The sequence below is a fragment of the Agromyces sp. S2-1-8 genome, assembly GCF_021129215.1.
In the GTDB taxonomy this organism is placed as follows: domain Bacteria; phylum Actinomycetota; class Actinomycetes; order Actinomycetales; family Microbacteriaceae; genus Agromyces; species Agromyces chromiiresistens.
This window is the reverse complement of sequence record NZ_JAJOLP010000001.1, coordinates 2,414,704-2,437,300: the sequence shown is the minus strand read 5'-3', so window position 1 is coordinate 2,437,300 and position 22,597 is coordinate 2,414,704. Positions and strand designations below refer to the sequence as shown.

Below are 22,597 nucleotides of genomic sequence, written 5' to 3'. Positions count from 1 at the left end.
GCCGTTCGCCCGCCGACAGGCTTCGCACGGTGTGCGGATTTATCTTGACGTCGAGATAACTGTATCACTCGGCCGATCGATGTGCCGACGGGTAGACGGCACGTACGACAAGCCACGAGAAGATGAGCGCGAGGGCGTAGAGCGGGACCCCCATGAGCAGCCTGAACGCACCGAGCGCCTCGACGTTGTCGACCAGGTAGAAGGGCACCTGGACGGCGAGCCGGGCGACGAAGAGGCCGATCCAGACGAGCGTCAGGAACTGTGCTGCGCGATACTTGCGGCGGTCGTTGCGCCAGGCGACGCCCTCGCCCATGAGGAATCCGACGATGAGCCCGATCGCCGGCCACTTCACGAGCAGCGACACGAGCAGCGCGAGCGCATAGGCGGCATTCGTGAAGAAGCCGAGCACGTAGTTGTCGCGCGCGTTGCCCGTCCACAGCGCGAGCGCAGCGGACGCGAGCACGCCGATGAGGCCGGCGATCGCCTGCGTGGGCTGACCCTTCGTCGCGATGCGGACGAGCGTGAAGACGACGGCCAGCCCGACCGACGCGATGAGGGCGGGAACCAGGGCCGCCTGGGCGTCCTGGCCGGCGAAGCTCGTGAGCGTGCTGTAGACGATGAGGAAGACGAGCCCGGGCAGCAACGCCTCGAGGATGCCTCGCACCCCGCCGACGGCGACGAGCAGGTCGCGACCGCTCAGCTTCTCATCGCGTGCGAGGGCGCCGAGCCCGCTCTTCTCGGCCGCGGCCGCGAAGGCCCGGCCGAACTCACCGCCGTCCGCCCCGGCCTGCGCCGAGGCATCCTGCTCGTGCTCGTCGGGGTCGCGGCGCCCTGCGCCCGTCGCGTCGGTCACGCCTACGCCGTCGGAGCGCCGGTGGAGGATGCCGGCATCCGCAGCGGAATCAGGTCGCGCGGCGGCATCGGCGTCGCCCCGCGGACGACGACGATCGAACGGAAGAGGTCCTCGACCTGCGCGGCAGCGGCGGGGTCGACCGCCGCCTGACCCGCGATCACACCGCGCAGGAACCAGCGCGGTCCGTCGACGCCGATGAAGCGCGCCAGGCGCATCTGGCCCTGCTGCGCCTCGCCCGCCGCGACCGGGATCTGCGCGAGGAGCTCAGGGCCGAACGTGCCCTCGCGCACCGTCGTCGTGCCGCCCTGGCGGGCGATCTGGTCGGCGATCTGCGCACGGATCTCGTGCCAGAGCCCACTCGAGCGCGGCGCGGCGAACGGCTGGACCTGCAGGGTCGAGTTCGCGTAGTCGAGCCCGATCGCGACGACGCGCTTCGTGCCCTCCTCCACCTCGAGGCGGAGGTGCAGGCCCTCGCGCGGAAGGATCTTCACGCCGCCGAGGTCGACGTAGGGGCGCACGGGATTCGCCTCGGCCTCGTCGAGCGGACCCGCGCTCGCGCGGTCTTCGGGGGCGGACTTGGGCTGATCGACGGGAGCCCCGTCGGTGTTCTCGATGTCGCTCACGCGTTCACTCCTGACTTGTGCTCCCCGAATCCCGTGGAGCCGAATCCCCCCTCGCCGCGCAGGCTGCCCGGCAGACGCTCGACCTCGACGAAGCGTGCGCGGCTGACCGGCATCACGACCATCTGTGCGATGCGGTCGCCCACCGCGATGGCGTACGACTCGCTCGTGTCGGTGTTGAGCAGTGCGACCTTGATCTCGCCGCGATAGCCGGCGTCGACGGTGCCCGGTGCGTTCACGATCGTGATGCCGTGCTTGAACGCGAGCCCGGATCGCGGCACCACGAAGGCGACGTAGCCGTCGGGCAGGGCGATCGAGACGCCGGTGCCGACCGTCGCGCGCTCACCGGGCTCGAGGACGACGGCCTCGGCGGCGTGGAGGTCTGCGCCGGCATCACCCGGGTGGGCGTAGTTCGGCAGGCGCTCGGCGGTGATGAGGACGTCGACGGAATCGGTCACCGTTCGAGGGTAGTCCAGAAGTGTCGGAGGCTCGTGCAGAAGTCTGATCTGATAGAGCCATGCCCGACTATCGCGAGAAACTGTGGCCGACGCCGTGGATCTACCTCTCGAGCCTGCTGCTCGTGCCCGCGAGCATCCTCGTGCTCGCACCGGTGTCGATGCCGGCCGGAATCGCCACCGGCATCATCCTCTATGCCGCGGTCGCCGGCGCCCTGAGCATCACGGCACCCGTCATCGAGGTCAGGAGCGGACGCCTGCACGCAGGGCGTGCCGAGATCTCGCTCGAACTGCTCGGCGAGGCCGTCGCGGCCGACGATGCCGCTGCTCGCATCGAACGGGGCACCGGGCTCGACGCCCGCGCCTTCCTCGTGATCCGGGGCTGGATCCGACCGGTCGTGCGCGTGCCCGTCATCGACCCGGCCGACCCGACGCCGTACTGGCTGGTCTCGACGCGGCATCCCAAAGAACTGGCCGCCGCGATCAACGGATCGCGACGGCCTGACGACACTGAGCGGAGCGCTTAGGAGGCGCACTCCAGGCAGATCGGCCCGAGCTTCGTCTCGTGGTCGATCTGCGAGCGGTGCTTCACGAGGAAGCAGTTCACGCACGTGAACTCATCGGCCTGCGGAGGCAGCACGACGACGTCGAGCTCGACATCCGACAGGTCGGCACCCGAGAGGTCGAAACCTCCGGGGTTGTCGGCGTCATCGACGTCGACCACACCCGACATCTTGTCGGGGACGCGTTCCTTGAGGGCCTCGATCGACTCCGAGTCGTCTTCGGTCTTCCGCGGGGCGTCGTAATCCGTTGCCATTCCCATCCATTTCCTCAAGCGCCGGAGATTCGGCGGCCATAGTCTGCATCAAAACGAGGACGTAAGCAAACCCTTTGTACGACGGATCGTCCGATGCTTCCTGCTCAACTTCCGCCGCGCCCGGGCTATTCCCGCGAGCACCGGTCCGGGCGTGGCATCCTTGGGCGGAGACGAAAGCACGGAAGGGCTTGTCGCGATGCAGGAACTCAAGGTAATCGGGGTCGAGAACGGCGCGCTCCTCGCCGCCTCCGACGATGGCGCGCGCTTCCGGATCGAGATCGACGAAGTGCTCCAATCGCGGATCCGCCAGGCGCAGCCGGAGCAGCTCACCGGACCGAAGCCGTCGCCACGCGAGGTGCAGGCCCATATCAGGGGCGGCATGTCGGCCGAGGAGGTCGCCCAGCTCACGGGCGCCGCGGTCGAGTACATCCGTCGCTTCGAGGGGCCGGTGATGGCCGAACGCGAACACGTCGTGACGTCCGCCCTCGCCGTGCCCGTGAACGTGACCCTCGACGTCGACCCCGCCGACGAGCCCGCCTCGTTCGGCGGCGTGATCCGCGACCGGCTCGCGAAGCTCGGCGCCGAGGGCGAGCGATGGGCGAGCTGGAAGGACGACGAGCGCGGCTGGATCGTCAAGCTCGAATTCACCGCCGACACCATCGACCACGACGCGCGCTGGACCTTTGAGCCGCGCAAGCAGTCGCTGCAGCCGCTCAATTCCGAGGCGATCACGCTCTCGCAGCAGGGCGAGCTCACGGGCGGCCTGATTCCGCGCCTGCGCGCCGTCGGCCCCGACTCCGACGAGTCGCGCTTCGACAGCGGCGCCTTCACGTTCGACGAGATCGAGCAGAGCGACAACGACACCGCCCCGCACCTCGAGCCGCTTCCGTACGCACGCACGGCCCAGACCTCGAGCCCCGCGGCGGCGCGCGCCGCGATCAAGCGAGCCGACGAACCCAAGCCGTCGCTCGGCGAGACCGCCGACCTCCTCGAGGCACTCCGCCGTCGGCGCGGCGAGCGCGAGTCGGCGACGCTCGACGCTCCCGCTCCCCTGCAGCCCGCGACGCTCGACGTGCCCAGCGAGCCGTCACCGGCCACTGAGACGCTGAGCGAACCCGCCGCCGAGGAGAAGCCGGGCGCCGGCGCCCGAAGCCTGTGGGGCAAGGTCTCGTCGTCGTCGTCCTCGACGTCGGGATCGGGGCGCGCAGCCAAGAAGGGCCGCGCATCGATGCCGAGCTGGGACGAGATCGTCTTCGGCGCCCGCACCGACGACGATCTGGCCTGACGCCGCCCACGACCGCACGAGGCCCGGTTCACCGAACGGTGACCGGGCCTCTTCCGTCGTCGAGCGGCTACGCCGACTTCTCGGCGCGACGCGCCTTGTGCGGCACGATCGTCGGCGCGGCATTGTCGAGCACCGCGGCCTTGGTGACCACGACTCGGGCGACCCCGGTCGACGAGGGGACCTCGAACATGATCGGCCCGAGCACCTCCTCCATGATGGCGCGCAGGCCTCTCGCACCGGTCTGACGGAGAACGGCGAGGTCGGCGATCGCCTCGAGCGCCGCGTCTTCGAAGTCCAGCTCGACGCCGTCGAGCTGGAACATGCGCTGGTACTGCTTCACGAGTGCGTTCTTCGGCTCGGTGAGGATCTCCATGAGCGCCTCGCGATCGAGCGGCGTGACCGTCGCGACGACGGGCAGGCGACCGATGAACTCGGGGATGAGGCCGAACTTGTGCAGGTCTTCGGGGAGGACCTCGCTGAAGATGTCGGCCTCCTCCTCTTTATTGTGCAGGGGGGCGCCGAACCCGATGCCGCGCTTGCCCGCACGCGAGGAGATGATGTCCTCGAGCCCGGCGAACGCACCCGCGACGATGAACAGCACGTTCGTCGTGTCGATCTGGATGAACTCCTGATGCGGGTGCTTGCGTCCGCCCTGCGGCGGGACGGAGGCGACGGTGCCCTCGAGGATCTTCAGCAGCGCCTGCTGCACGCCTTCGCCGGACACGTCCCTCGTGATGGACGGGTTCTCGGCCTTACGGGCGATCTTGTCGACCTCGTCGATGTAGATGATGCCCGTCTCGGCGCGCTTGACGTCGTAGTCGGCGGCCTGGATGAGCTTCAGCAGGATGTTCTCGACGTCCTCGCCCACGTAGCCGGCCTCGGTCAGGGCGGTGGCGTCGGCGACGGCGAACGGCACGTTCAACTGCTTCGCGAGCGTCTGCGCGAGATAGGTCTTGCCGCATCCGGTCGGACCGATGAGCAGGATGTTCGACTTCGCGATCTCCACGTCGTCGTGGGCGCGGTCGGCGGTCGTCAGCGTCGTCTTCGCGCGCACGCGCTTGTAGTGGTTGTAGACCGCGACGGCGAGCGCCTTCTTCGCGGCCTCCTGGCCGATCACGTACTCCTCGAGGAAGCCGAAGATCTCCTTCGGCTTCGGCAGCTCGAACTCGCCCGTCTCGGTCTCGCCGGCCTCGGCCAGGCGCTCCTCGATGATCTCGTTGCAGAGTTCGACGCACTCGTCGCAGATGTAGACGCCGGGCCCGGCGATGAGCTGCTGCACCTGCTTCTGGCTCTTTCCGCAGAAGGAGCACTTGAGCAGGTCGGCGCTCTCCCCGATGCGTGCCATCGCACCCTCCTCTCGACGAGCCTGTTCCGAGCCTAGCCCGAGTTCGAGCGGTTGCGGCGTAGCCTGTGCGATTCGACACGCGAGCCGTTTCGCCGGTCGCGAACCGCGCCGGAATCAGAACGACGGATGCCTCGGCCGAGTGTTCGGCCGAGGCATCCGTGCGTGCTGCAAGCGGTCAGCGCGTGATCGCCGGCAGGTTCTTGCGCGACGTGAGCACCTGGTCGATGAGGCCGTATTCGAGGGACTCCTCGGCCGACAGGATCTTGTCGCGGTCGATGTCGTCGTGCACCTGCTGCTGGTCGCGGTTCGAGTGACGCGCGAGCGTCTCTTCGAGCCAGGTGCGCATGCGCAGGATCTCCGCGGCCTGGATCTCGATGTCGCTCGCCTGGCCGTGACCCGCCTCGCCCATCGCGGGCTGGTGGATGAGCACGCGCGCGTTCGGCAGCGCGAGGCGCTTGCCGGGCGTGCCTGCGGCGGCGATGACGGCCGCCGCCGAGGCGGCCTGACCGAGGACGACGGTCTGGATCTGCGGGCGGATGTACTGCATCGTGTCGTAGATCGCCGTCATCGCGGTGAACGAGCCGCCGGGCGAGTTGATGTAGAGGATGATGTCGCGGTCGGGGTCCATCGACTCGAGCACCAGGAGCTGCGCCATGATGTCGTCGGCCGAGGCGTCGTCGACCTGCACGCCGAGGAAGATGATGCGATCCTCGAAGAGCTTGGCGTAGGGGTCTTGCCGCTTGTAGCCGTAGGCGGTGCGCTCCTCGAAGCTCGGCAGGATGTACCGCGAGCCGGGCGCCTGCACGCCGTTGAAGGCGGTGCCGCCGAAAGCAGGGCCACCGATAGTAGGTACTGACATTCGCTCGTTCTCTCTTCTCTCGCTGCCTACGCCTGGGTGCCGCCGCCGCCGGCCACGTCGAGGGCCGACTCGCGGATGTGGTCGACGAAGCCGTACTCGAGGGCCTCCTGCGCGTTGAACCAGCGGTCGCGGTCGCCGTCGGCGTTGATCTGCTCGACGGTCTTGCCGGTCTGCGCGGCGGTGATCTCGGCGAGGCGGCGCTTCATGTCGAGGATGAGCTGCGCCTGAGTCTGGATGTCGCTCGCGGTGCCGCCGAAGCCGCCGTGCGGCTGGTGCAGGAGGACTCGGGCGTTCGGGGTGATGTACCGCTTGCCCTTGGTGCCGGCGGTGAGCAGGAGCTGCCCCATCGACGCGGCCATGCCGATGCCGACGGTGACGATGTCGTTGGGCACGAACTGCATGGTGTCGTAGATCGCCATGCCGGCCGTGATCGAGCCACCGGGCGAGTTGATGTAGAGGTAGATGTCCTTCTTGGCATCTTCCGCGGCGAGCAGCAGCAGCTTCGCCGCGATCTCGTTGGCGTTCTCGTCGCGCACCTCGGAGCCAAGCCAGATGATGCGGTCCTTCAGCAGTCGATCGAAAACACCGGTGCCTGGTGTCGGTTCGGCCATGTGTCGCTCCGTTTCGGTTGTCGCGTTGGAATCGAATCTATCCGTTGCAACGCGCGCGAACCCCGGTGTTCGCCCTAGGCGGATGCCGTGAGCGCCTCCGCGTATGCGGCGACCGACACGCGATAGCGGGCGAGGTGCGGCGCGAGCGCCGTGAGTGCGACGGATGCTGCGTGGCGGGCGTCGCCCGTATCGACGAGCGCGAGCACGCGGAACGCCGCGACGGCGTCGCGGAGCTCTCCTGCCTCGGACTCGATCGCGTCGAGCAGCGCGAGCGACTCCAGCGGCCGGCCGAGGTTGCGCAGCGTCGATGCGAGCTGCACGTGCGCCTGCACGCGCTCGGATCCAGTCAGGCCCGCGTCGATCGCGTGTCGGTAGAGCGGTTCGGCCTCGGCCTCCAGCCCGGCCGAGTCGCGGGCGCCGGCCCGCTCGAAGAGCGCGAGCGGATCGTGCTCGTCCCGTTCGGCGGCCAGCGCGTCGATGCGCTCGACGACCTCGAGCTCGCCGAGCTCGTCGGCCGCCGCCCAGACTTCGTCGACCCGACGCTGCCACTCGCTCGCTTCGCTCATCCCATCCTCTTTCCTCGTCCGCCGGTCGTCGAGACGACGAAGGGGCCGAGCGAGAACGCTCGGCCCCTTCGCACTGCGATGCAGGATTACTCCGCGTCGGCCTTCTTCGGCGCGCGCTTGCGAGCCGGCTTCTTCTCCTCGGTCGGGGCCTCGGCCGCCTCCTCGGCGGGAGCCTCTGCCGCGGCCTTCTTCGGCGCGCGCTTCTTCGCGGCGGGCTTCTTCTCCTCGGCGGGCTCCTCGGCGGGGGCCTCGACGGCCTCCTCGGCCTCGTCGTCGCCGGCGACTGCGGTGAACTCGGAGAGGTCGACGGCGTTGCCCGAGGCGTCCGTCACCTTCGCCTTGCCGAGCGCGATCGCGAGCGCCTTGTTGCGCGCGACCTCGCCGACCATGGCGGGGATCTGGCCCTGCTGGCTGAGGATCTGGACGAACTCGTTGGGGTCCATGCCGTACTGGGCTGCGCCCTGCACGAGGTACTGGGTGAGCTCCTCCTGGCTGACCTGGACCTTCTCGGCCTCCGCGATCGCGTCGAGCAGGATCTGCGTCTTGAACGCCTTCTCGCTCGCCTCGGCGACCTCGGCGCGGTGCTCGTCGTCCTCGAGGCGGTTCTCGCTCTCGAGGTGGCGGTGCACCTCGTCGTCGATGACGCCCTGGGCGACGGGCACCTCGACGAGCTCGAGGAGCTTGTCGACGAGCAGGTCGCGGGCCTGGTTGCCCTGGCCGAAGACCTTGTTGCGTCCGGCCTGCTCCTTGAGCGAGTCCTTCAGCTCGGCGAGGGTGTCGAACTCGCTCGCGATCTGCGCGAAGTCGTCGTCGGCCTCGGGGAGCTCGCGCTCCTTGACGGCGGTGACGGTGACGCTGATCTCGGCGGTCTCGCCCTCGTGGTCGCCGCCGAGCAGCTTCGACGAGAAGGTGGTCGACTCGTCGGCCGACAGGGTGTCGAGCGCCTCGTCGATGCCCTCGAGCAGTTCGCCCGAGCCGAGCTCGTACGAGATGCCGCTGGCCTTGTCGACCTCGGCGCCGTCGATCGTCGCGACGAGGTCGAGCGTGACGAAGTCGCCCGTCTTGGCCGGGCGGTCGACCGTGATGAGCGTGCCGAAGCGGCTGCGCAGGCGCTCGAGCTCGGCCTCGATCTCGTCGTCGCCGACCTCGACGGAGTCGACCGTCAGCTCGAGGCCGTCGTATGCGGGAAGCTCGATCTCGGGACGCACGTCGACCTCGATGGCGAGCAGCAGGTCGCCGGAGAAGTCCTTCTCGCTCGGCCACTCGACGATGTCGGCCTCGGGGCGGCCCATCGGGCGCAGCTCGTGCTCGGCGACGGCGGCGCGGTAGAAGCCGTCGAGGCCCTCGTTCACCGCGTGCTCGAGCACGGCGGCCTTGCCGACCCGCTGGTCGATGATGGGGGGCGGCACCTTGCCCTTGCGGAAGCCGGGCACGTTGACCTGCTCGGCGATGTGGCTGTAGGCGTGGGTGATGCTGGGCTTCAGCTCCTCAGGCGTCACCGAGATGGTGAGCTTGGCGCGCGTCGGGCTCAGCTTCTCAACCGAAGTGGTCGGCATGGGGAAGTTCTCCTGTTGTGTGGAAGTTCGTGTCGAGTCGGATCGACTCGTCGGGGCGACAGGATTCGAACCTGCGACCTCCCGCTCCCAAAGCGGGCGCTCTACCAAGCTGAGCTACGCCCCGAGTCGCGACTCAACTCGTCGGACCACCGGCGCGGGCATGCCGAAGCACACGTCGGGCCGAGGGACCCCGGAAAGTCTACTGCACGCGCGCAGGCCGGCGCTGTGCGCTCGGTCGACCTGCGGTTGTGGATGGCGCATGCACACCGTCGAACCGCCATGGCAGAGTGTGCGCATGACCGACCGTCGCTCCGCCGGGCCAATCTCCCCCGGACTCCGTCGCTGGCCGACCTCGCCCGCGCACTTCACCGACACGACGCTCTGCCCGTCGTGCTTCGAGCGCCTCGCGTCATCGCACTGCGGGATGTGCGGCCTCGACCTGTCGACTCCCGACGCGACGCGACTGCTCGCCGCAGGAGAACGGGTGCGCGAGGCGGAGACCGACCGTCAGCGGTTGCTCGCCGAGGTCGGCGCGGCTCAGGCGGCGACCCTCGTCGCACCGGTTTCGGCGTCGACCGCGGTCGTCGCCCGGCCCGCGCCGGCCGCGCCGCCGTCGCAGCCGATCGTCATGCCGGTGGCCCCGCCGGTGCCTGGCACGGTGCCGGCCGAGCACGTCGTCGCGCGGCCCGCACCGCCCGCCGTCTCGCCGTCGCGCGTCGCGGCCACCGCGGACCGGCAGCCGTCGTCGCCGCTCGCGCCCGTCGTGGGCGATGCCCCCCGCCGCCGGTCGGGCGTGCAGGTCTTCTTGCTCGCGCTCGGCGTCGTGCTCATCTCGATCACCGCGATCGTGTTCCTCTTCGTGGCCTACCTCGTGGCCGGCCTGGAGGTGCGGTCCGTCATCATCGCCGCCGCGAGCGTGCTCGTGCTCGGTGTCGCCTGGCTGTTGCGGGCGCGCCGTCTGCCGGGCACGGCCGAGGGTGTCGCCGCGGTCGCGGTGGTCCTGCTGCTGCTGGACGTCTGGATCGTGCGCGCGAACGGACTCTTCGGGACGGACGCGCTCGGTTCGGCCGGCTACACGGGCGGCGCCCTCCTCGTCGTCGCCGGCCTCCTCGCCCTCACCCGCGTCGTCACCGGGATCCGCGTGCCCGGGTTCGCCGCAGCGGCGCTGATCCCGGTCGCCGCGTTCCTGCTCGGCGTCCAGGCCGCGCCCGAGACCGAGGTCGCGACCGGTGCGTGGGTCGGCGGACTCGCGATGACCCTCGTCGGCGCTGTCGGCGTGCTGGTGCCGACGCGCGTCGAGCGCACGATCCTGCTCTCGGGCGGGTTCGCGGGCGGTGCGCTGGCGTTCGTCGTCGCGGTCTGGGCGCTGCCCGAGACAGCGTGGCCCGAGCTGTGGACCTTCGGACTCGTCGCGGTCGCCTGGCTGGTCGTGCTGGCCGCCCTGCGCATGCGCGCTGCGGCGGTCTCGGGGGTGTGGACCGACGTCGCCGCGGCGGGCCTCGGCCTCGCTGCGGCGATCGCGCCCGCCGCGGCCATCGCGTCGGAGCTTCCGGCTGGCCCCGCGAGTTGGCTCGCTCCCGCGGCGTCCGGGGCCGTCGTGTGCCTGTTCGCACTCGTCCACCGGCTCAGCGGGGCGCGCGCATGGCTCGTGGCACTGGTCGCCGCGGCCGCGGTCGCCGCTGCGGCCGCGCTTCCCGGTCTCGCCGTAGGCGCGGCCGCGGTGGGTGCGAAGGTGTTCGGCAGCACCCTGCCGACCGGCCCGTTCCGCGCCGGATCGGCGTTCCGCCTCGACGACGAGGCCGAACTCGGTGCGGTGCTCGTGCCGCTCGTGATCGCCGTCGTCAGCACCGCGGTGCTCGCCCTCCTCGGCCGGCTCCGCGGCGTCGCCGCCGTGCCCATCGGTGCCGTGCTGGCAGCGCTGATCGTCGTCGGCGCCGTCGTCGACCCGGCGTGGGCGTCGGCCGCCGTCTGGCTCGCCATCGCAGTCGGAGCACTGGTCTGGGCCGCGCTCGCGGGACGCCGGGTGCCCGGCCTCACGACCGTGCTCGCGGTCGCCGGGGCGTCCGCCGCCGGACTCGGCTGGTGGCTCGGCTTCGGTGATCCCGGCGTCTGGCCGTGGGCGAGCGCCGTCGTCATCGCGGCGGCGTTCGCGGGACGGGTGCTCGCCGCCCTCATCTGGTCGAGGGGCGCCCGGCCGATCGGGCTCGTCCACGTCGTGCTCGCGAGCGCGCTGCTCGTCACGACGCTCGGCTCGTTCGCCTGGTGGCTCGACGCCGTCGGCGTGCCCCTCGCGCAGCCCGTGACGACCGGATGGATCATCGCGGGCCTCGGCACCTCGCTCCTGCTCGGACTCGCGATGCTCGTCGCGGTCGCCACGCCCGGAGACCGGCTCGCCTTCGCGATTCCGATGCTGGCCACGGCGATCATCGCCGTGGCGGCACTCGCATTCACGACGACGGATGCGTCATGGCGGTGGACGCCTGCGGCGGTCCTGACCCTCGCAGCGGCCGTGGGGCTCCGTCGGTCGGCACCGTCGGGGCTCAGGATCGCGTTCGCCGCGGTCGCACCGCTCAGCCTGGGCGTCGCGGTCGCGCTGATCACCCTCGAGCTCGCCGGATCCCGGGCGATCGGGTACGCCCTGGCCGCGACGACGCTCGCGACCGCGGCGATCGCGCACCTCGTGGCGCGCCACCGCGCCGGCGCGGCGACCATCGCCTGGGTGGCCGCCGTCGCCGTGCTCGGCACCGCGACGCTCGCGATGACGACCGCGCCCGCCGGCGAGCCCTGGCTCGTCCTCGCGGTCCTGGCACCGGTGCCGATCGTGCTCGCCGCCATCGCCGGCGACCCGATCGCGGGCGATGCGCCGTGGCGCCACGTCGGCTGGCTGACGCCGGTGCTCGCGATCGGCTCGGTGTGGGCCTGGCTCCTCGGCGACGGCGTCGAGACGGCCGAGGCCTACACGCTTCCGCTCGCGGTCGTCGTCGCCGGCTGCGGCACGCTGATCGCGTGGCGGCGCCCCGCGAAGGCTGCGGCGGACGCCGGCAGGACGGCGCTGTTCGGCACGGCCGCGGCGATCGCGGTGCTGCCGAGCGTGGCGTCGGCCGGCGACTCGGCGCTCCGCACCCTCGTGCTCGTCGGTGGCGGCGCGGTGGTCGCGATCGCGGGCGGGTTCCTGCCGACGTCCCTCGGCGGGGTCCCGGCACGGCTCCTCGTCGTCGCGACGGGCTGGACGGCACTGAGCGGCGCCGCGATCGTTCGCGGGCTCGCACTCGCCCGCGGCGTCGAGGGCGCCGACCCGATCGAGCTGTGGCCCGCCGTGGCGCTCGCCGCCGGCGTCGTCGTCGCCCTGGTCTGGGCCCGCTCTGAGTCGCGGCCCGCGTGGCTCGCCGAGGTGTCACTTGCGGCGTCGCTCGTGCTCGCCGTGCTGCCCACGCTCCTCGCGATCGTCTCCGATGAGCACCCGCTCGCCCGCACGGCCGTGCTCTTCTGGGCCGTCGCCGTGGCGCACGTCGTCGGCGTCGCGGTCCGTGCCAGGCCCGTCGCCGGCCCGGTGTTCGCGTGGACGACGCGCGGCATCCTCGTGATCGGCGGCGTCATCGTGCTGGCTCGCGGGAGTGTCGAGCCGTTCGACCTCGTCACCGTGCCGGTCGGCCTCGCGTTCACGGTCGCAGGAGTGCTCGCCATGCGCCGCTCCCCCGCGCTCGGCAGCTGGCCGGCGCTCGGCGCCGGGCTCGCCGTCCTGCTCGTGCCACCGCTCGTCGCCGACTTCACGGACCCGCAGTTGTGGCGCGTCGTCGCGCTCGGCGTCGCGAGCCTGACCGTGCTCGTCGTCGGCGTCGTGCGCCGGCTCCAGGCACCCGTGCTGATCGGCGGCGGCGTGCTGCTCGTCCACGCCGTCGTGCAGCTGTGGCCGTACATCGCGACGCTCTACGAGGCGGTGTGGTGGTGGCTGTGGCTCGGCATCGCCGGTGTGCTCCTCGTCGTGCTCGCGGCGACGTACGAGCGGCAGCTGCGGTTCGCCCGCTCGACGATCGGCTCGATCGCGGCGCTCAGATAGGCGCCCACGTGCACGGGCGGGCCGCCGCCGTGTACTACGATGATCCATGGCCCGCGAGCGGGTCGCGGGGATGTAGCTCAATGGTAGAGCCTCAGTCTTCCAAACTGATTACGCGGGTTCGATTCCCGTCATCCCCTCCGAGCGCAACGAGAACGGCCCCGCGACACCGTCGCGGGGCCGTTCTGGTATCTCCGGCTCAGTACCGTTCTCCTGCTCAGTACTTGTTGCCGATCGCCTTGTTCTTGATCGCCTCGAACTCGCCCTGCGTGATCGTGCCCGCGTCGAGCAGCGCCTTCGCCTTCGCGATCTCGTCGGCGGGATTCGCGAACGAGACCGAGCGGATGTACTCCTCGCTGTACTCCTGGTACTCGCGTTGCTTGCGCCCCGCACGCTCCGCCATGCCGTTGCCGCGCGCGATCAGGTACACGAGCGCGGTGATGAACGGCACGAAGATCAGGAAGATCGTCCAGGCCGCCTTGGCCCACCCGTTCAGCTCGTGGTCGCGGAAGATGTCGATGAGGATGTAGACGAGCGCGAAGATGTACGCCACGTAGGCGAACATCCAGAAGAGGAACCAGAACCAGTCCCACACGCTGTTGAGGAAGTACATGGCAGACCCTTTCGTTCGTGCGGCCAAATTATCGGTTCGACGGCACGGAACGCGAGCATGACGCGCGGCACTGGGCCGCGACATCCGGTCATTGTCGGCCATGCCGTGTCAGGAAGCCAGCCCTGCCTACCCTTCCTTGAAATACCGGGGCAGGTGCGTAGCGTTGAGGAGGACATACTCCAGGGAAGGTGGACACGATGACCGACATCCAGACCGCACCGAAGACCGGCTCCAACGCCGACGTCGCCGCAGGCGTCGCCCAGTACCTCACCCCCGTCGTGCATGAGCTCGTCGCCCTCGTCGTCAACGGCAAGCAGGCGCACTGGCACGTTCGCGGCGCGAACTTCATCGCCGTGCACGAACTGCTCGACGACGTCGTCGCCCACGCGCAGGAGTGGGCCGACCTCGCGGCCGAACGCGTCGTCGCCCTCGGGCTGCCGATCGACGGGCGCCTCGGGACCGTCGCCGCGAAGAGCGGCGCCAAGGACCCGAAGCTCGGCTTCCTCTCGTACGAGGAGGCGATCACGGGCGTCGTGACCCAGATCGACCTCGCGACCGAGAAGGTCAACGCCGCGATCGACGGGCTCGCCGACCTCGACCCCGCCAGCCAGGACGTGGTGATCGAGATCCGTCGCGGCCTCGACAAGGACCGCTGGTTCCTGTTCTCGCACATCGCCGTCGAGTAGGCGACTCCCGACGGGCTGACGGGCCCGGATGCCGCACGCCGGGCGCCCCGGTGGCCCGGCGTCCGGGCCCGAGCCGTCTCCGACGCGGCAGCGGGCGGGATTTCACGCGGTTCGCACGAACCGCACGTGCCGCGGGTGCGCGAGAATCGTCCCAGGGCCCGAAACCGACCGGGCGGCACGACGGAAGGGGATGCGACGATGGCGAGCACAGAGGCAGCCTCGAACCGGCATCGGGAGCGCAAGACGCCCAAGCGCCCGCAGTCGAAGCTCGCCGAGCACTGGACCAACGTCGACGGCCTCGACGTCTTCTACCGGGAGTCGCCGGCGCCGCCGCCCGGCGCTCCCGTCGTCATGCACGTGCACGGGTTCGGGCTGTCGGGGCATTACCTGCTGCCCACCGCCGAACTCCTCGCCGACGACTTCCACACGCTCGTGCCCGACCTGCCGGGTTTCGGGCGCAGCGCACGGCGCTCGCGCTCGGAAGGCCTCACCCTGAGCTCGCTCGCAGAGGCGGCCGCCAGGTTCCTCGACGACCGCGGCATCGAGAAGGCCACCCTCGTGGGCAACTCGATGGGCTGCCCGGTGATCTGCGAGTTCGGCCACCACTTCCCCGACCGCCTCGAGCGGGCGATCCTCGTCTCGCCGGCCGGCGGCTACCACAACCAGCCCCTCGCCCGCGCGATGGTGCAGCTCGCGCGCGACGGCGGCCGCGAGCCGAAGCGCATGGTGCGCGTCGCCGCACCCGACTACCTGAAGTTCGGCGTCGCGAGCACCGTCAAGATGTTCGGCGCACTGACCCGGTACCCCACGCTCGAGCGCCTCCTCTCGCTGCCGGTGCCGATCCTGGCCGTCATCGGCGACCGCGACCCGCTCATGCCCGACCCGGCGCGCGTGCACGAGGTCGTCGCCCATGTCGACACCGACGTGATCGTCGTCGTGATGGAGGGCGCGGCGCACGCCATCAATTTCAGCCACCCCGGCGAGCTCGCGCACATCATCCGGCAGTTCATGGCCGATGAGCCGATCACCGACGACCCCGACTCCCCCGGCGAGACCAAGGTCATCGAGCTGCATCGAGGCGCGCGCCGCGACGACTCCGACGACTGAACACGCCGCGAGGATGGCGGGCCGCCCGGCCCGGGTGGAGAATGCCGATATGGCGACGGTCGAACCCGAGCCCGAGCCGTCGACCCACGGCGACACCGCATCGTTGAGCGATGCGCAGCGTTCCCTGCGCGCGCAGATGCTCGCGACCGAGCACTGGAGCCTGCTCGCATCGAGGAGCACCACGCAGAGCGAGGTGCTCACCCGCATCGCGATCTTCCTCACCCTCGTGTCGGCGGGGCTCGTCTCGCTCGGCGTGCTCGGCAACGCGACCGGCTTCCGCGGGTGGTTCGGCGCGGCCGCCCTCGGGGTGCTCGCACTGCTGGTGCTGCTCGGGGTGATCACCCAGCTGCGGGTGTTCAACACGGCGACCGAGGACCTCGTCTACGTCCTCGCGATGAACCGCCTCCGCCGGGCGTACGTGGATCTCGACCCCGGCATCGAGCCCTATCTCATGACCGGTACGACCGACGACGAGGCCGGCGCGAAGACGACCTACTTCCCGTTCGCGGCGCGCGATCGTTCGCAGGTGTTCGCGAGCTCGATGATGGTCATGCTCGTGGTGAACACGGCGCTCGTCGGCCTCTTCATCGGCGCGCTGGTCTTCGCTGCGACCGGGTCGATCGCGTGGTCGATCGCCCTCGGCGCGCTCGCCGCCGTCGCCCAGTTCGTGCTCTGGATGCTGCGGGGCTATCGCAGCTATCGCGGAGTGTTCGCCGCCCACGCACCGCTGCGGGGCACGACGCGGTGAGCGTTCAGCGCTGCAGCCAGGTGAGCACCGCGAGGACGCGCCGGTGATCGGTGCCCGAATCCTCGAGGCCGAGCTTCTGGAAGATCGACGTCACGTTCTTCTCGACCGCGCCGACCCCGATGAAGAGCTGCTTCGCGATGCCGGCGTTCGTGCGGCCCTCGGCCATGAGCTCCATGACCTCCCGCTCGCGCGGGGTCAGGGTGGCGAGCGGGTCGCTGCGCCGGGCGAGCAGTTCGCGCACGACCTGGGGGTCGAGCACCGTGCCGCCCTCGCTGACCCGTTCGACCGCGTCCTCGAGTTCGTCGAGGGAGGCCACCCGGTCTTTCAGCAGGTAGCCCATGCCCCCCTCGCCCGACGAGAGGAGCTCGTGCGCGTACGTGCCCTCGACGTACTGGCTGAGCAGCAGCACGCCGAGTCCGGGGCGGCGCTTGCGCAGCTCGATCGCCGCGCGAACGCCCTCGTCGCGGAACGTGGGCGGCATGCGCACGTCGAGCACGGCGAGGTCGGGATCCGTCTCGTCGATCGCGGCGAGCAGGGAGTCGGCTTCGCCGTAGGCGGCGACCGTCTCGAAGCCGGCCTCGTCGAAGAGGCGCACGAGCCCCTCGCGCAGGAGCACCGAGTCTTCGGCGAGGACGATGCGGAGGGGCCGGGCCGAGTCGGTCATGCCCCCCACATTATCGGGGGCGGACGACCCGGGGTGGGCGTGCTCCGGGGCGGGGTCTTGCCCCTCCGTCGCCGCTCGAACGCCCCGGTGCCGTCGTCGCTCGACCGCCGGCGCGGCTCGCGGCTACCCGACCAGCGGGCTGTACGGGATGTGCGCGCCGATCGTCGTCGGGCCGCCGGCGGGGCTGTCGACCACGAACAGTCCGCGCAGACCGTTGACCCGCTCGGCGAGTCCGGCGAGTCCGTGCCCGGGCACCGTCGATGCGCCGCCCCGGCCGTTGTCGGTCACCCAGACGTCGACCCAGTGCCCCGTGGCGCCGGTGTCGCGCGTCGAGACGGCGAGCCGCACGCTCGTCGCCTCGGCGTGCTTCGCCGCGTTGGTCAGGAGTTCGGCGGCCACGAAGTAGACGTTGCGTTCGATCGGGGCCGGCAGCGAGGCATCCTCGGGCAGCGTGATCTGGACCGCGACCGGCACGGGGCTGCGCGCGGCGAGCGATTCGAGGCCGACGGCGAGCCCCCGGTCCTGCAGGATCGGCGGGGCGAAACCGCGTGAGAGCGCACGGAGTTCGTCGAGCGTCTCCCGCGCCTGGTCGCGCGCCTCGCCGAGCAGTTCGCGCGCCGACTCGGGATCGCGGTCGAGCTTGCGCTCGATGGCCGCGAGGTCCATCTGCAGGCGCACGAGCCGTTGCTGCGGCCCGTCGTGGATGTCCCGCTCGAGACGTCGCAGCGAGGCGTCCTCGGCCTGCACGGCGGCGCCGCGCGAAGCAGCCAGCTGCGCGACCTCGCGCTCGAGGGCCTCGGACCGCCATGCCCCGAGCATTCCGCGCGCGACCACGTCGTGCAGGAGCGTGAGCCCGCGGAAGACGTAGGGCAGCGTCGCGAGGAAGATCACGCCGAGGATGAGCTCGAAGACGGTCTCGCCGACCCGCGGGTCGAACTGCCACGTGTTGCCCGGGAACAGGAAGTCGAGCACGGTGTCGAACAGCCAGAAGTCCTCGTCGGCGCGACCGTCGGGGATGTAGCGCTGCCAGATCCAGCCCGTCGTGCCGGCGAGCGCGACCGAGGTCCAGGCGACGGTCAGGCTCCACGAGACGATGCTGACGATCGGGTTCACGACGAGCCCGTGCAGCAGGTACAGCCAGTAGTGCCCGTCGATGAAGGGCGCGAACATCGTGCGCCAGAAGCCCTGGTCGCGATCGCCCCGCTCCCAGGCGGGGCGGGCGACCTCGCGGCGACCGGCCCAGCGCAGCCGTACCAGCTCGAGCGTGCCGAAGCCGCGCGCCATGAACATCGAGGCGACCACGATGAAGATGCCGAAGACGAGGAAGATCAGGCCGAGCCCCGTGAAGAAGGTCGTCGACAGCAGCACGAGCGCCGTGATCGCGATCGGCATCGTCAGAATGAGGAAGGCGAACTCCCTGGGCACGGTCGCCCACAGCGCCCAGTAGCCGCGGCGCCGCGGCGCGGCATCGGTCGTGGTGTTCGTGGTCATCGCCTCGGTGCTCATCGCCTCGGTGCTCGTCGCCTCAGTGCTCATGGTGGGTTCCTCCCGTCATCGTGGCAGACCCGGTGGGATCGAGGGTCGCGGACTGACCTGGTTCGACGACGGCGAACTGCCCCATCATCCCCTGGTCCTCATGCCACAGCAGGTGGCAGTGGTACATGTACGGCGTGTCGGTGTCGGTGTAGTCCTCGAACCGCATCAGCAGCTCGTACTCGGTCTCGGGCTCGGTGAAGATCGTGTCCTTCCAGCCCGAGAGCTCGGGCGGCGGCGCCTCGCCGCCGATCGAGGCGATGCGGAACTGCACGTCGTGCACGTGGAAGCTGTGGGGCACCTGCGTCGCGTTCTCGACCACCCATCGTTCGAGCGTGTCGACCGTGACGGTCTCGTCGATGCGCCCCATGTCCATCGCCTCGCCGTTGATCTCGAAGCTGTCGCTGAGTTCGAAACGTCGGGTCGTCGCGACCTCGGTCTCGTCGATGTCGTCGATCGTGTTGAGCTGCGCCGGCACCGCTGGCGCCGGCTCGAGCGCGTCCCCAGCGCGCACCTCGAGGACGTCGAACGCGTCGCTGCCGCCGTTCGTCGCCGCGACCGGCCCGACGAGGCCGGCGACCTCGGGCGTCATCCTCGATTGCAGCACCACGCGCTGGCCGGGCGTGACCCGCAGCAGGACCTCGGCGCGCTCGCCGGGCGACAGGCGCACCTGGTCGAGCTCGACGGATGTCTCGAGCAGGCCGCCGTCGGTCGCGATGAGCTGGACGGGGCGGGCGTCGCTCCAGGTGAACGCGTAGGTGCGCGCCGTCGAGGCGTTGAGCAGCCGCAGCCGAACGAGCTCGTCGGTCACCTCGAGGTAGGGACTGCGCGTGCCGTTCACGATGAGTTCGTCGCCGAGCCCGCCCGCGTAGGTGCGCTGCCTCGATTCCTGCTCGCCCTCGGCCGAGAACCCCGTGTCCTGCACGATGACCGGGATGTCGTCGACGCCGTACTCGCCCGGCAGCCCGAGCGAGCGCTCGTGCTCGTCATGGAGGATGAACATGCCGGCGAGTCCGCGTGCGACGTGGTCCTCGGTCTCGCCGTGCGGGTGGGGGTGGTACCAGAGGGTCGCCGCCTGCTGGTCGATGTCCCACTCGGGCGACCACGAGGCGCCCGGTTCGACCATCTGGTGGGGACCGCCGTCCATCTCGGGCGGCAGGTGCATGCCGTGCCAGTGCACGGTCGTCGGTTCGTCGAGCGAGTTCGTCACCTCGACGCGCACGTGCTCGCCGCGGTCGGCGACGAGCGTCGGGCCGAGGTAGCTGCCGTTGAACCCCCACGTGTCGCTCGGTTCGCCCGGCTCGAACTCGGTCGCGCCGGCCTGCGCCTCGAGGGAGAAGACGCGCGTTCCGCCGGCGTCGACCGTCGATTCGGCGAGCGGCGGGATCACGAGCGGGCGGTCGAAGTCGACCTTCCCGATCGTGGAGACCGGAGCGGGGGTGACGAGGCCGCAACCGGCGAAGGCGACGGCGACGAGGCCGCCGGCGGCGATGGCGGCGATGGCGCTGCCGATTGCGGCGCGCGGCCTGCGGAGACGTGTCTGAAGCATGCCTCCAGCCTCGCGAGCGGCGCGCAGCCAGCACAGCCGGCGTGCGCCCGGATCGCGGCGGGGGTTATCCCCACCGTGCCGTCACGCCTGGCAGGACGGGCACCAGTAGAGCTTGCGGGCGCCCATCTCTTCGAGCACGATGTGCGTGCCGCAGACCCGGCACGGCAGGCCTTCGCGCTTGTACACCCAGTGCCGGTCTTCGCGGCTCGCCATGGCGGCGCGGTACGCCTCGGGGTCGAGGTCGTCCATCGTCATCATCTGGCCGGTCTCGACGCCGATGCGCAAGAGTTTCGACCAATCGCGCCAGAGCTCGCGCACGAGCTCCTCGGGCACCTGCTTGCCCGGCGTGTGCGGATTGAGGCGCGCCCGGAACAGCAGCTCGGCGCGGTAGACGTTGCCGATGCCGGCGACGACGTTCTGATCCATGAGCAGCAGCCCGATGGGCGTCGGCTTCTTGCGGACGACGCTCGTGAAGCGCTCCTCGGCGACGGCGCCTGGATCGAGCAGCGGGTCGGGGCCGAGCTTCGCGACGATCGCCTCGACCTGGGCGGGGTCGAGCACCTCGCACGCGGTCGGCCCGCGGAGGTCGGCGCAGATCGTGTCGGTGAGCAGCCGAACCCGCACCTGCCCGATCGGTTCGGGCGGGAACGTCTCGAGGCCGTTGCCCTCCTTCTCGGATTCCGACATGCGCAGCCGCGTCGTGCGGGGCGCCCCGATCGAGGTGAGCGAGTTCTCTCCGGCCGAGTCGAAGACGACGGCGTCGGGGTTGGGCGCGTCGAGGAACGTGCCGCGCTGGTTCGTCTGCCCCATGCGCCCGTTCGCCGATGCGATCGTGGCATCCATGAGGATGTCGCCCGCGAAGTCCCAGGCACCGTACATGCCGAGGTGCACGCGCAGCCAGACGTCGCCCTCGAATCCGAGGAACATCTGCTTCCCCACGGCGCGCGCATCGATCATGCGTCGGCCGTCGAGCTCGGCGGCGCCGACGGCGAACCGGCCCTGCGGGCTCGAGGCGTGCACGACGTGGCCGACGAAGTTGCGCTCGAACTGCCGGGTGATGCGGTGGACGGAGTGGCCTTCGGGCACCCTGCTACTCCGCCGGCGCCTCGGCGCGCGGCTCGACGTCCACGCCCTTGCCTGCGATGTCGCCCGTCGTCTCGTACTCTGCGAGCTGCGCGATGCGGCGCACGTGGCGCTCGTCGCCCGAGAACCGCTCGGCGATGAACGCATCGATGTAGCGGATCGCCTCTTCGACGGTGTGCTGGCGCGCACCGATCGAGATGACGTTGGCGTCGTTGTGCTCCCGGGCGAGGATCGCGGTGTCCATGCTCCAGACGAGGGCGGCGCGGATGCCCTTCACCTTGTTCGCGGCGATCTGCTCGCCGTTGCCCGAGCCGCCGAACACGACGCCGAGGGCCTTCACGCCGGCGGCCTGGTCGCGCGCGACGCCGAGCGCGGCATTGATGCAGAACGCCGGGTAGTCGTCGAGCGCGTCGTACTCGACCGGGCCGTGGTCGATCACCTCGTGACCGCCGTTCGACAGGTGGGCCTGGAGGGTCCGGCTGAATTCGAGGCCGGCGTGGTCGGTCGCGATGTGGATGCGCATGCAGCAATTCTAGGGATTCGGCACCCACGTGACGGCGCGCCCGTGCGGCTGCGCCCACGCCCGCTGCACCCCGTCGAGCGCGAGCACGAAGTCGGTCGAATCGTTGGGCACGTCGTCGCGGACGCGGATGCCCGGCACGATCGATCGCCCCTCGACCGAGAGCCAGTGACCCGGCAGCTCGCGCACCGTCTCGACGAACCGGGCGCGCGCGGCCTCGTCGAGGTAGGCGATGACGGCGGTGTGGAGGACGACGAGGGTCGCCTCGGCGGGCGCCTCCGCGGCGAGCGCGGCGAGCCGCTCGTTGAGGTCGCCTGCTTCGAGGCGCGGCGGATCGGCGGCGACGATCGTCGCCGCGGCGCGCAGCCGCTCGCGGCGGTCGTCGTGCTCGGGCCAGATGAGCGCGTCGAGCCAGGCGAGGTCGTCGGGGTCCGTGACGTCGAGCGGATTGAGGTCGATGCCGGCGCGCCAGGCGACCTCGGGCAGGCTGGCGGGTACGGGCACCGGTTCGGTGCCGCGCGTCTCGCAGTCGAGGATGACGCGGCTCGTGCCGTCGGCCGGGTCGAGTCGCCCGTGGCCCGGGTATCGGTAGCTGTACCGGTCGGGGTACAGGCAGAGGCCCGCCGAGGCTCCGACCTCGAGGAGCGCGAGCGGGCCCGGGATCTCGGCGAGCGCGGGAACGTGCAGTGCGCAGCGGCCGGCTTCGTTGGTCTGGGTGGCGTGGGTCTCGGCGGTCTCGCGCACCTCGGGCCAGTGCGCCGCCAGCCACCGCCTGAAGTCGTCGTACGGCGCCGGTTCCGAACCGTGGAATCGCGCGGCCGAGAACACGAGGTTCGGCTGGCGCTTCGCCGGCGGAAGCTCGTCGATGAGCGCGATCGTCGCCGGGTCGTCGGCGACGCCGAGCGCCCATGCATCGTACGTCTCCGACATCCCGCGGGCCTCGACCTCGGCGAACGCGCGGTAGCGCTCGGCGGTCGGGGCGTCGTTGTCGACGGTGGTGCGCATGGGGTCAGGCTACGCCTGCGGCGCGGCGACGGGGATGCCTCGGCGGGAGCTGCGGCATCCCGTCGCCG

Annotated in this window: 22 protein-coding genes and 2 tRNA genes; 7 read left to right on the top strand and 17 right to left on the bottom strand. The window is 70.8% G+C overall.

What is annotated here, in order from left to right; genetic code table 11:
• Window positions 1–64 precede the first annotated feature (64 nt).
• The 3 genes from LR269_RS11100 to dut are packed head-to-tail and all read right to left on the bottom strand — an operon-like array spanning window position 65 to window position 1,931.
• Window positions 65–853: a DUF3159 domain-containing protein gene (locus tag LR269_RS11100; protein ID WP_231430850.1), complete on the bottom strand. Its 789-nt coding sequence runs from the start codon at window positions 851–853 to the stop codon at window positions 65–67.
• Between the two features lie 2 nt (window positions 854–855).
• Window positions 856–1,476, bottom strand: a complete 621-nt coding sequence (locus LR269_RS11095) for a DUF3710 domain-containing protein (protein ID WP_231430849.1) — start codon at window positions 1,474–1,476, stop codon at window positions 856–858.
• Window positions 1,473–1,931 (bottom strand): dUTP diphosphatase, encoded by a 459-nt coding sequence (gene dut, locus LR269_RS11090; RefSeq protein WP_231430848.1) that lies wholly within the window; start codon window positions 1,929–1,931, stop codon window positions 1,473–1,475. Before dut ends, LR269_RS11095 begins: the two co-directional genes overlap by 4 nt.
• 59 nt (window positions 1,932–1,990) lie before the next feature.
• Between dut and LR269_RS11085 the strand changes: the two genes are divergently transcribed.
• On the top strand, window positions 1,991–2,455 hold the full coding sequence (locus LR269_RS11085; RefSeq protein ID WP_231430847.1) for a DUF3093 domain-containing protein: 465 nt from the start codon (window positions 1,991–1,993) through the stop codon (window positions 2,453–2,455).
• Here the strand turns inward: LR269_RS11085 and LR269_RS11080 are convergent.
• A complete protein-coding gene (locus LR269_RS11080; protein ID WP_026378289.1) occupies window positions 2,452–2,745 on the bottom strand; it encodes a DUF4193 domain-containing protein in 294 nt (97 codons plus the stop codon). The genes LR269_RS11085 and LR269_RS11080 overlap by 4 nt on opposite strands.
• Before the next feature lie 196 nt (window positions 2,746–2,941).
• On the opposite strand from LR269_RS11080, the gene sepH reads away from it, so the two are divergent.
• Entirely contained in the window at window positions 2,942–4,030 is a 1,089-nt protein-coding gene (sepH, locus tag LR269_RS11075) for a septation protein SepH (RefSeq protein ID WP_231430846.1), read from the top strand.
• Between the two features lie 67 nt (window positions 4,031–4,097).
• On the opposite strand, the gene clpX is transcribed toward sepH, so the two are convergent.
• The 6 genes from clpX to LR269_RS11045 form a co-directional block, all read right to left on the bottom strand.
• Window positions 4,098–5,375 carry an ATP-dependent Clp protease ATP-binding subunit ClpX gene (gene clpX / locus LR269_RS11070; RefSeq protein WP_231430845.1) on the bottom strand — a complete coding sequence of 426 codons (1,278 nt, stop codon included), beginning with the start codon at window positions 5,373–5,375 and terminating at the stop codon, window positions 4,098–4,100.
• Between the two features lie 175 nt (window positions 5,376–5,550).
• Window positions 5,551–6,234: an ATP-dependent Clp protease proteolytic subunit gene (locus tag LR269_RS11065; RefSeq protein WP_231430844.1), complete on the bottom strand. Its 684-nt coding sequence runs from the start codon at window positions 6,232–6,234 to the stop codon at window positions 5,551–5,553.
• A 26-nt stretch (window positions 6,235–6,260) separates the two neighbouring features.
• Window positions 6,261–6,845 (bottom strand): ATP-dependent Clp protease proteolytic subunit, encoded by a 585-nt coding sequence (locus LR269_RS11060; RefSeq protein WP_231430843.1) that lies wholly within the window; start codon window positions 6,843–6,845, stop codon window positions 6,261–6,263.
• A gap of 74 nt (window positions 6,846–6,919) precedes the next feature.
• Window positions 6,920–7,411 (bottom strand): tetratricopeptide repeat protein, encoded by a 492-nt coding sequence (locus LR269_RS11055; protein WP_231430842.1) that lies wholly within the window; start codon window positions 7,409–7,411, stop codon window positions 6,920–6,922.
• An 86-nt stretch (window positions 7,412–7,497) separates the two neighbouring features.
• Window positions 7,498–8,967, bottom strand: coding sequence for a trigger factor (tig, locus tag LR269_RS11050; protein ID WP_231430841.1), 1,470 nt, complete (start codon window positions 8,965–8,967; stop codon window positions 7,498–7,500).
• Between the two features lie 50 nt (window positions 8,968–9,017).
• A tRNA-Pro gene (locus LR269_RS11045) sits at window positions 9,018–9,091 on the bottom strand.
• 171 nt (window positions 9,092–9,262) lie between these two features.
• Between LR269_RS11045 and LR269_RS11040 the strand changes: the two genes are divergently transcribed.
• Together LR269_RS11040 and LR269_RS11035 are read left to right on the top strand one after the other, a co-directional pair.
• Window positions 9,263–13,024, top strand: coding sequence for an SCO7613 C-terminal domain-containing membrane protein (locus LR269_RS11040; protein WP_231430840.1), 3,762 nt, complete (start codon window positions 9,263–9,265; stop codon window positions 13,022–13,024).
• A 66-nt stretch (window positions 13,025–13,090) separates the two neighbouring features.
• Window positions 13,091–13,161 (top strand) — tRNA-Gly (locus tag LR269_RS11035).
• Between the two features lie 77 nt (window positions 13,162–13,238).
• Here LR269_RS11035 and LR269_RS11030 read toward each other — a convergent pair.
• Window positions 13,239–13,634 carry an SHOCT domain-containing protein gene (locus LR269_RS11030; RefSeq protein WP_231430839.1) on the bottom strand — a complete coding sequence of 132 codons (396 nt, stop codon included), beginning with the start codon at window positions 13,632–13,634 and terminating at the stop codon, window positions 13,239–13,241.
• A gap of 197 nt (window positions 13,635–13,831) precedes the next feature.
• Between LR269_RS11030 and LR269_RS11025 the strand changes: the two genes are divergently transcribed.
• From LR269_RS11025 to LR269_RS11015, 3 genes are all read left to right on the top strand, one after another.
• Complete coding sequence (locus LR269_RS11025) at window positions 13,832–14,320, top strand: Dps family protein (RefSeq protein WP_231430838.1); 489 nt, start codon at window positions 13,832–13,834, stop codon at window positions 14,318–14,320.
• 198 nt (window positions 14,321–14,518) lie between these two features.
• Window positions 14,519–15,427, top strand: a complete 909-nt coding sequence (locus tag LR269_RS11020) for an alpha/beta fold hydrolase (protein WP_231430837.1) — start codon at window positions 14,519–14,521, stop codon at window positions 15,425–15,427.
• 49 nt (window positions 15,428–15,476) lie between these two features.
• The gene (locus LR269_RS11015; protein ID WP_231430836.1) at window positions 15,477–16,175 is read left to right on the top strand and encodes a hypothetical protein; all 699 of its coding nucleotides are present in this window, start codon (window positions 15,477–15,479) and stop codon (window positions 16,173–16,175) included.
• Window positions 16,176–16,179: 4 nt separating this feature from the next.
• On the opposite strand, the gene LR269_RS11010 is transcribed toward LR269_RS11015, so the two are convergent.
• From LR269_RS11010 to LR269_RS10985, 6 genes are all read right to left on the bottom strand, one after another.
• On the bottom strand, window positions 16,180–16,839 hold the full coding sequence (locus LR269_RS11010; RefSeq protein ID WP_231430835.1) for a response regulator transcription factor: 660 nt from the start codon (window positions 16,837–16,839) through the stop codon (window positions 16,180–16,182).
• A gap of 123 nt (window positions 16,840–16,962) precedes the next feature.
• Window positions 16,963–18,375, bottom strand: coding sequence for a sensor histidine kinase (locus LR269_RS11005; protein WP_231430834.1), 1,413 nt, complete (start codon window positions 18,373–18,375; stop codon window positions 16,963–16,965).
• Entirely contained in the window at window positions 18,365–19,921 is a 1,557-nt protein-coding gene (locus LR269_RS11000) for a multicopper oxidase family protein (protein WP_231430833.1), read from the bottom strand. Before LR269_RS11000 ends, LR269_RS11005 begins: the two co-directional genes overlap by 11 nt.
• Window positions 19,922–20,002: 81 nt before the next feature.
• Complete coding sequence (locus LR269_RS10995) at window positions 20,003–21,007, bottom strand: Fpg/Nei family DNA glycosylase (protein WP_231430832.1); 1,005 nt, start codon at window positions 21,005–21,007, stop codon at window positions 20,003–20,005.
• Window positions 21,008–21,011: 4 nt separating this feature from the next.
• On the bottom strand, window positions 21,012–21,527 hold the full coding sequence (locus LR269_RS10990; protein WP_231430831.1) for a ribose-5-phosphate isomerase: 516 nt from the start codon (window positions 21,525–21,527) through the stop codon (window positions 21,012–21,014).
• A gap of 9 nt (window positions 21,528–21,536) precedes the next feature.
• Entirely contained in the window at window positions 21,537–22,529 is a 993-nt protein-coding gene (locus LR269_RS10985; protein WP_231430830.1) for a DUF2332 domain-containing protein, read from the bottom strand.
• Window positions 22,530–22,597 lie beyond the last annotated feature (68 nt).

Bases quoted from the DNA above. Each gene is read 5' to 3' on its own strand.
- LR269_RS11025 (WP_231430838.1), top strand. From the start codon at position 13,832: ATGACCGACATCCAGACCGCACCGAAGACCGGCTCCAACGCCGACGTC.
- LR269_RS11060 (WP_231430843.1), bottom strand. From the start codon at position 6,845: ATGGCCGAACCGACACCAGGCACCGGTGTTTTCGATCGACTGCTGAAG.
- LR269_RS11015 (WP_231430836.1), top strand. From the start codon at position 15,477: ATGGCGACGGTCGAACCCGAGCCCGAGCCGTCGACCCACGGCGACACC.
- LR269_RS11055 (WP_231430842.1), bottom strand. From the start codon at position 7,411: ATGAGCGAAGCGAGCGAGTGGCAGCGTCGGGTCGACGAAGTCTGGGCG.
- LR269_RS11080 (WP_026378289.1), bottom strand. From the start codon at position 2,745: ATGGCAACGGATTACGACGCCCCGCGGAAGACCGAAGACGACTCGGAG.
- LR269_RS11005 (WP_231430834.1), bottom strand. From the start codon at position 18,375: ATGAGCACTGAGGCGACGAGCACCGAGGCGATGAGCACCGAGGCGATG.
- LR269_RS10990 (WP_231430831.1), bottom strand. From the start codon at position 21,527: ATGCGCATCCACATCGCGACCGACCACGCCGGCCTCGAATTCAGCCGG.
- LR269_RS11040 (WP_231430840.1), top strand. From the start codon at position 9,263: ATGACCGACCGTCGCTCCGCCGGGCCAATCTCCCCCGGACTCCGTCGC.
- LR269_RS11000 (WP_231430833.1), bottom strand. From the start codon at position 19,921: ATGCTTCAGACACGTCTCCGCAGGCCGCGCGCCGCAATCGGCAGCGCC.
- LR269_RS11085 (WP_231430847.1), top strand. From the start codon at position 1,991: ATGCCCGACTATCGCGAGAAACTGTGGCCGACGCCGTGGATCTACCTC.
- LR269_RS11030 (WP_231430839.1), bottom strand. From the start codon at position 13,634: ATGTACTTCCTCAACAGCGTGTGGGACTGGTTCTGGTTCCTCTTCTGG.
- LR269_RS11010 (WP_231430835.1), bottom strand. From the start codon at position 16,839: ATGACCGACTCGGCCCGGCCCCTCCGCATCGTCCTCGCCGAAGACTCG.
- LR269_RS11065 (WP_231430844.1), bottom strand. From the start codon at position 6,234: ATGTCAGTACCTACTATCGGTGGCCCTGCTTTCGGCGGCACCGCCTTC.
- LR269_RS10985 (WP_231430830.1), bottom strand. From the start codon at position 22,529: ATGCGCACCACCGTCGACAACGACGCCCCGACCGCCGAGCGCTACCGC.
- clpX (WP_231430845.1), bottom strand. From the start codon at position 5,375: ATGGCACGCATCGGGGAGAGCGCCGACCTGCTCAAGTGCTCCTTCTGC.
- sepH (WP_231430846.1), top strand. From the start codon at position 2,942: ATGCAGGAACTCAAGGTAATCGGGGTCGAGAACGGCGCGCTCCTCGCC.
- tig (WP_231430841.1), bottom strand. From the start codon at position 8,967: ATGCCGACCACTTCGGTTGAGAAGCTGAGCCCGACGCGCGCCAAGCTC.
- LR269_RS11020 (WP_231430837.1), top strand. From the start codon at position 14,519: ATGGCGAGCACAGAGGCAGCCTCGAACCGGCATCGGGAGCGCAAGACG.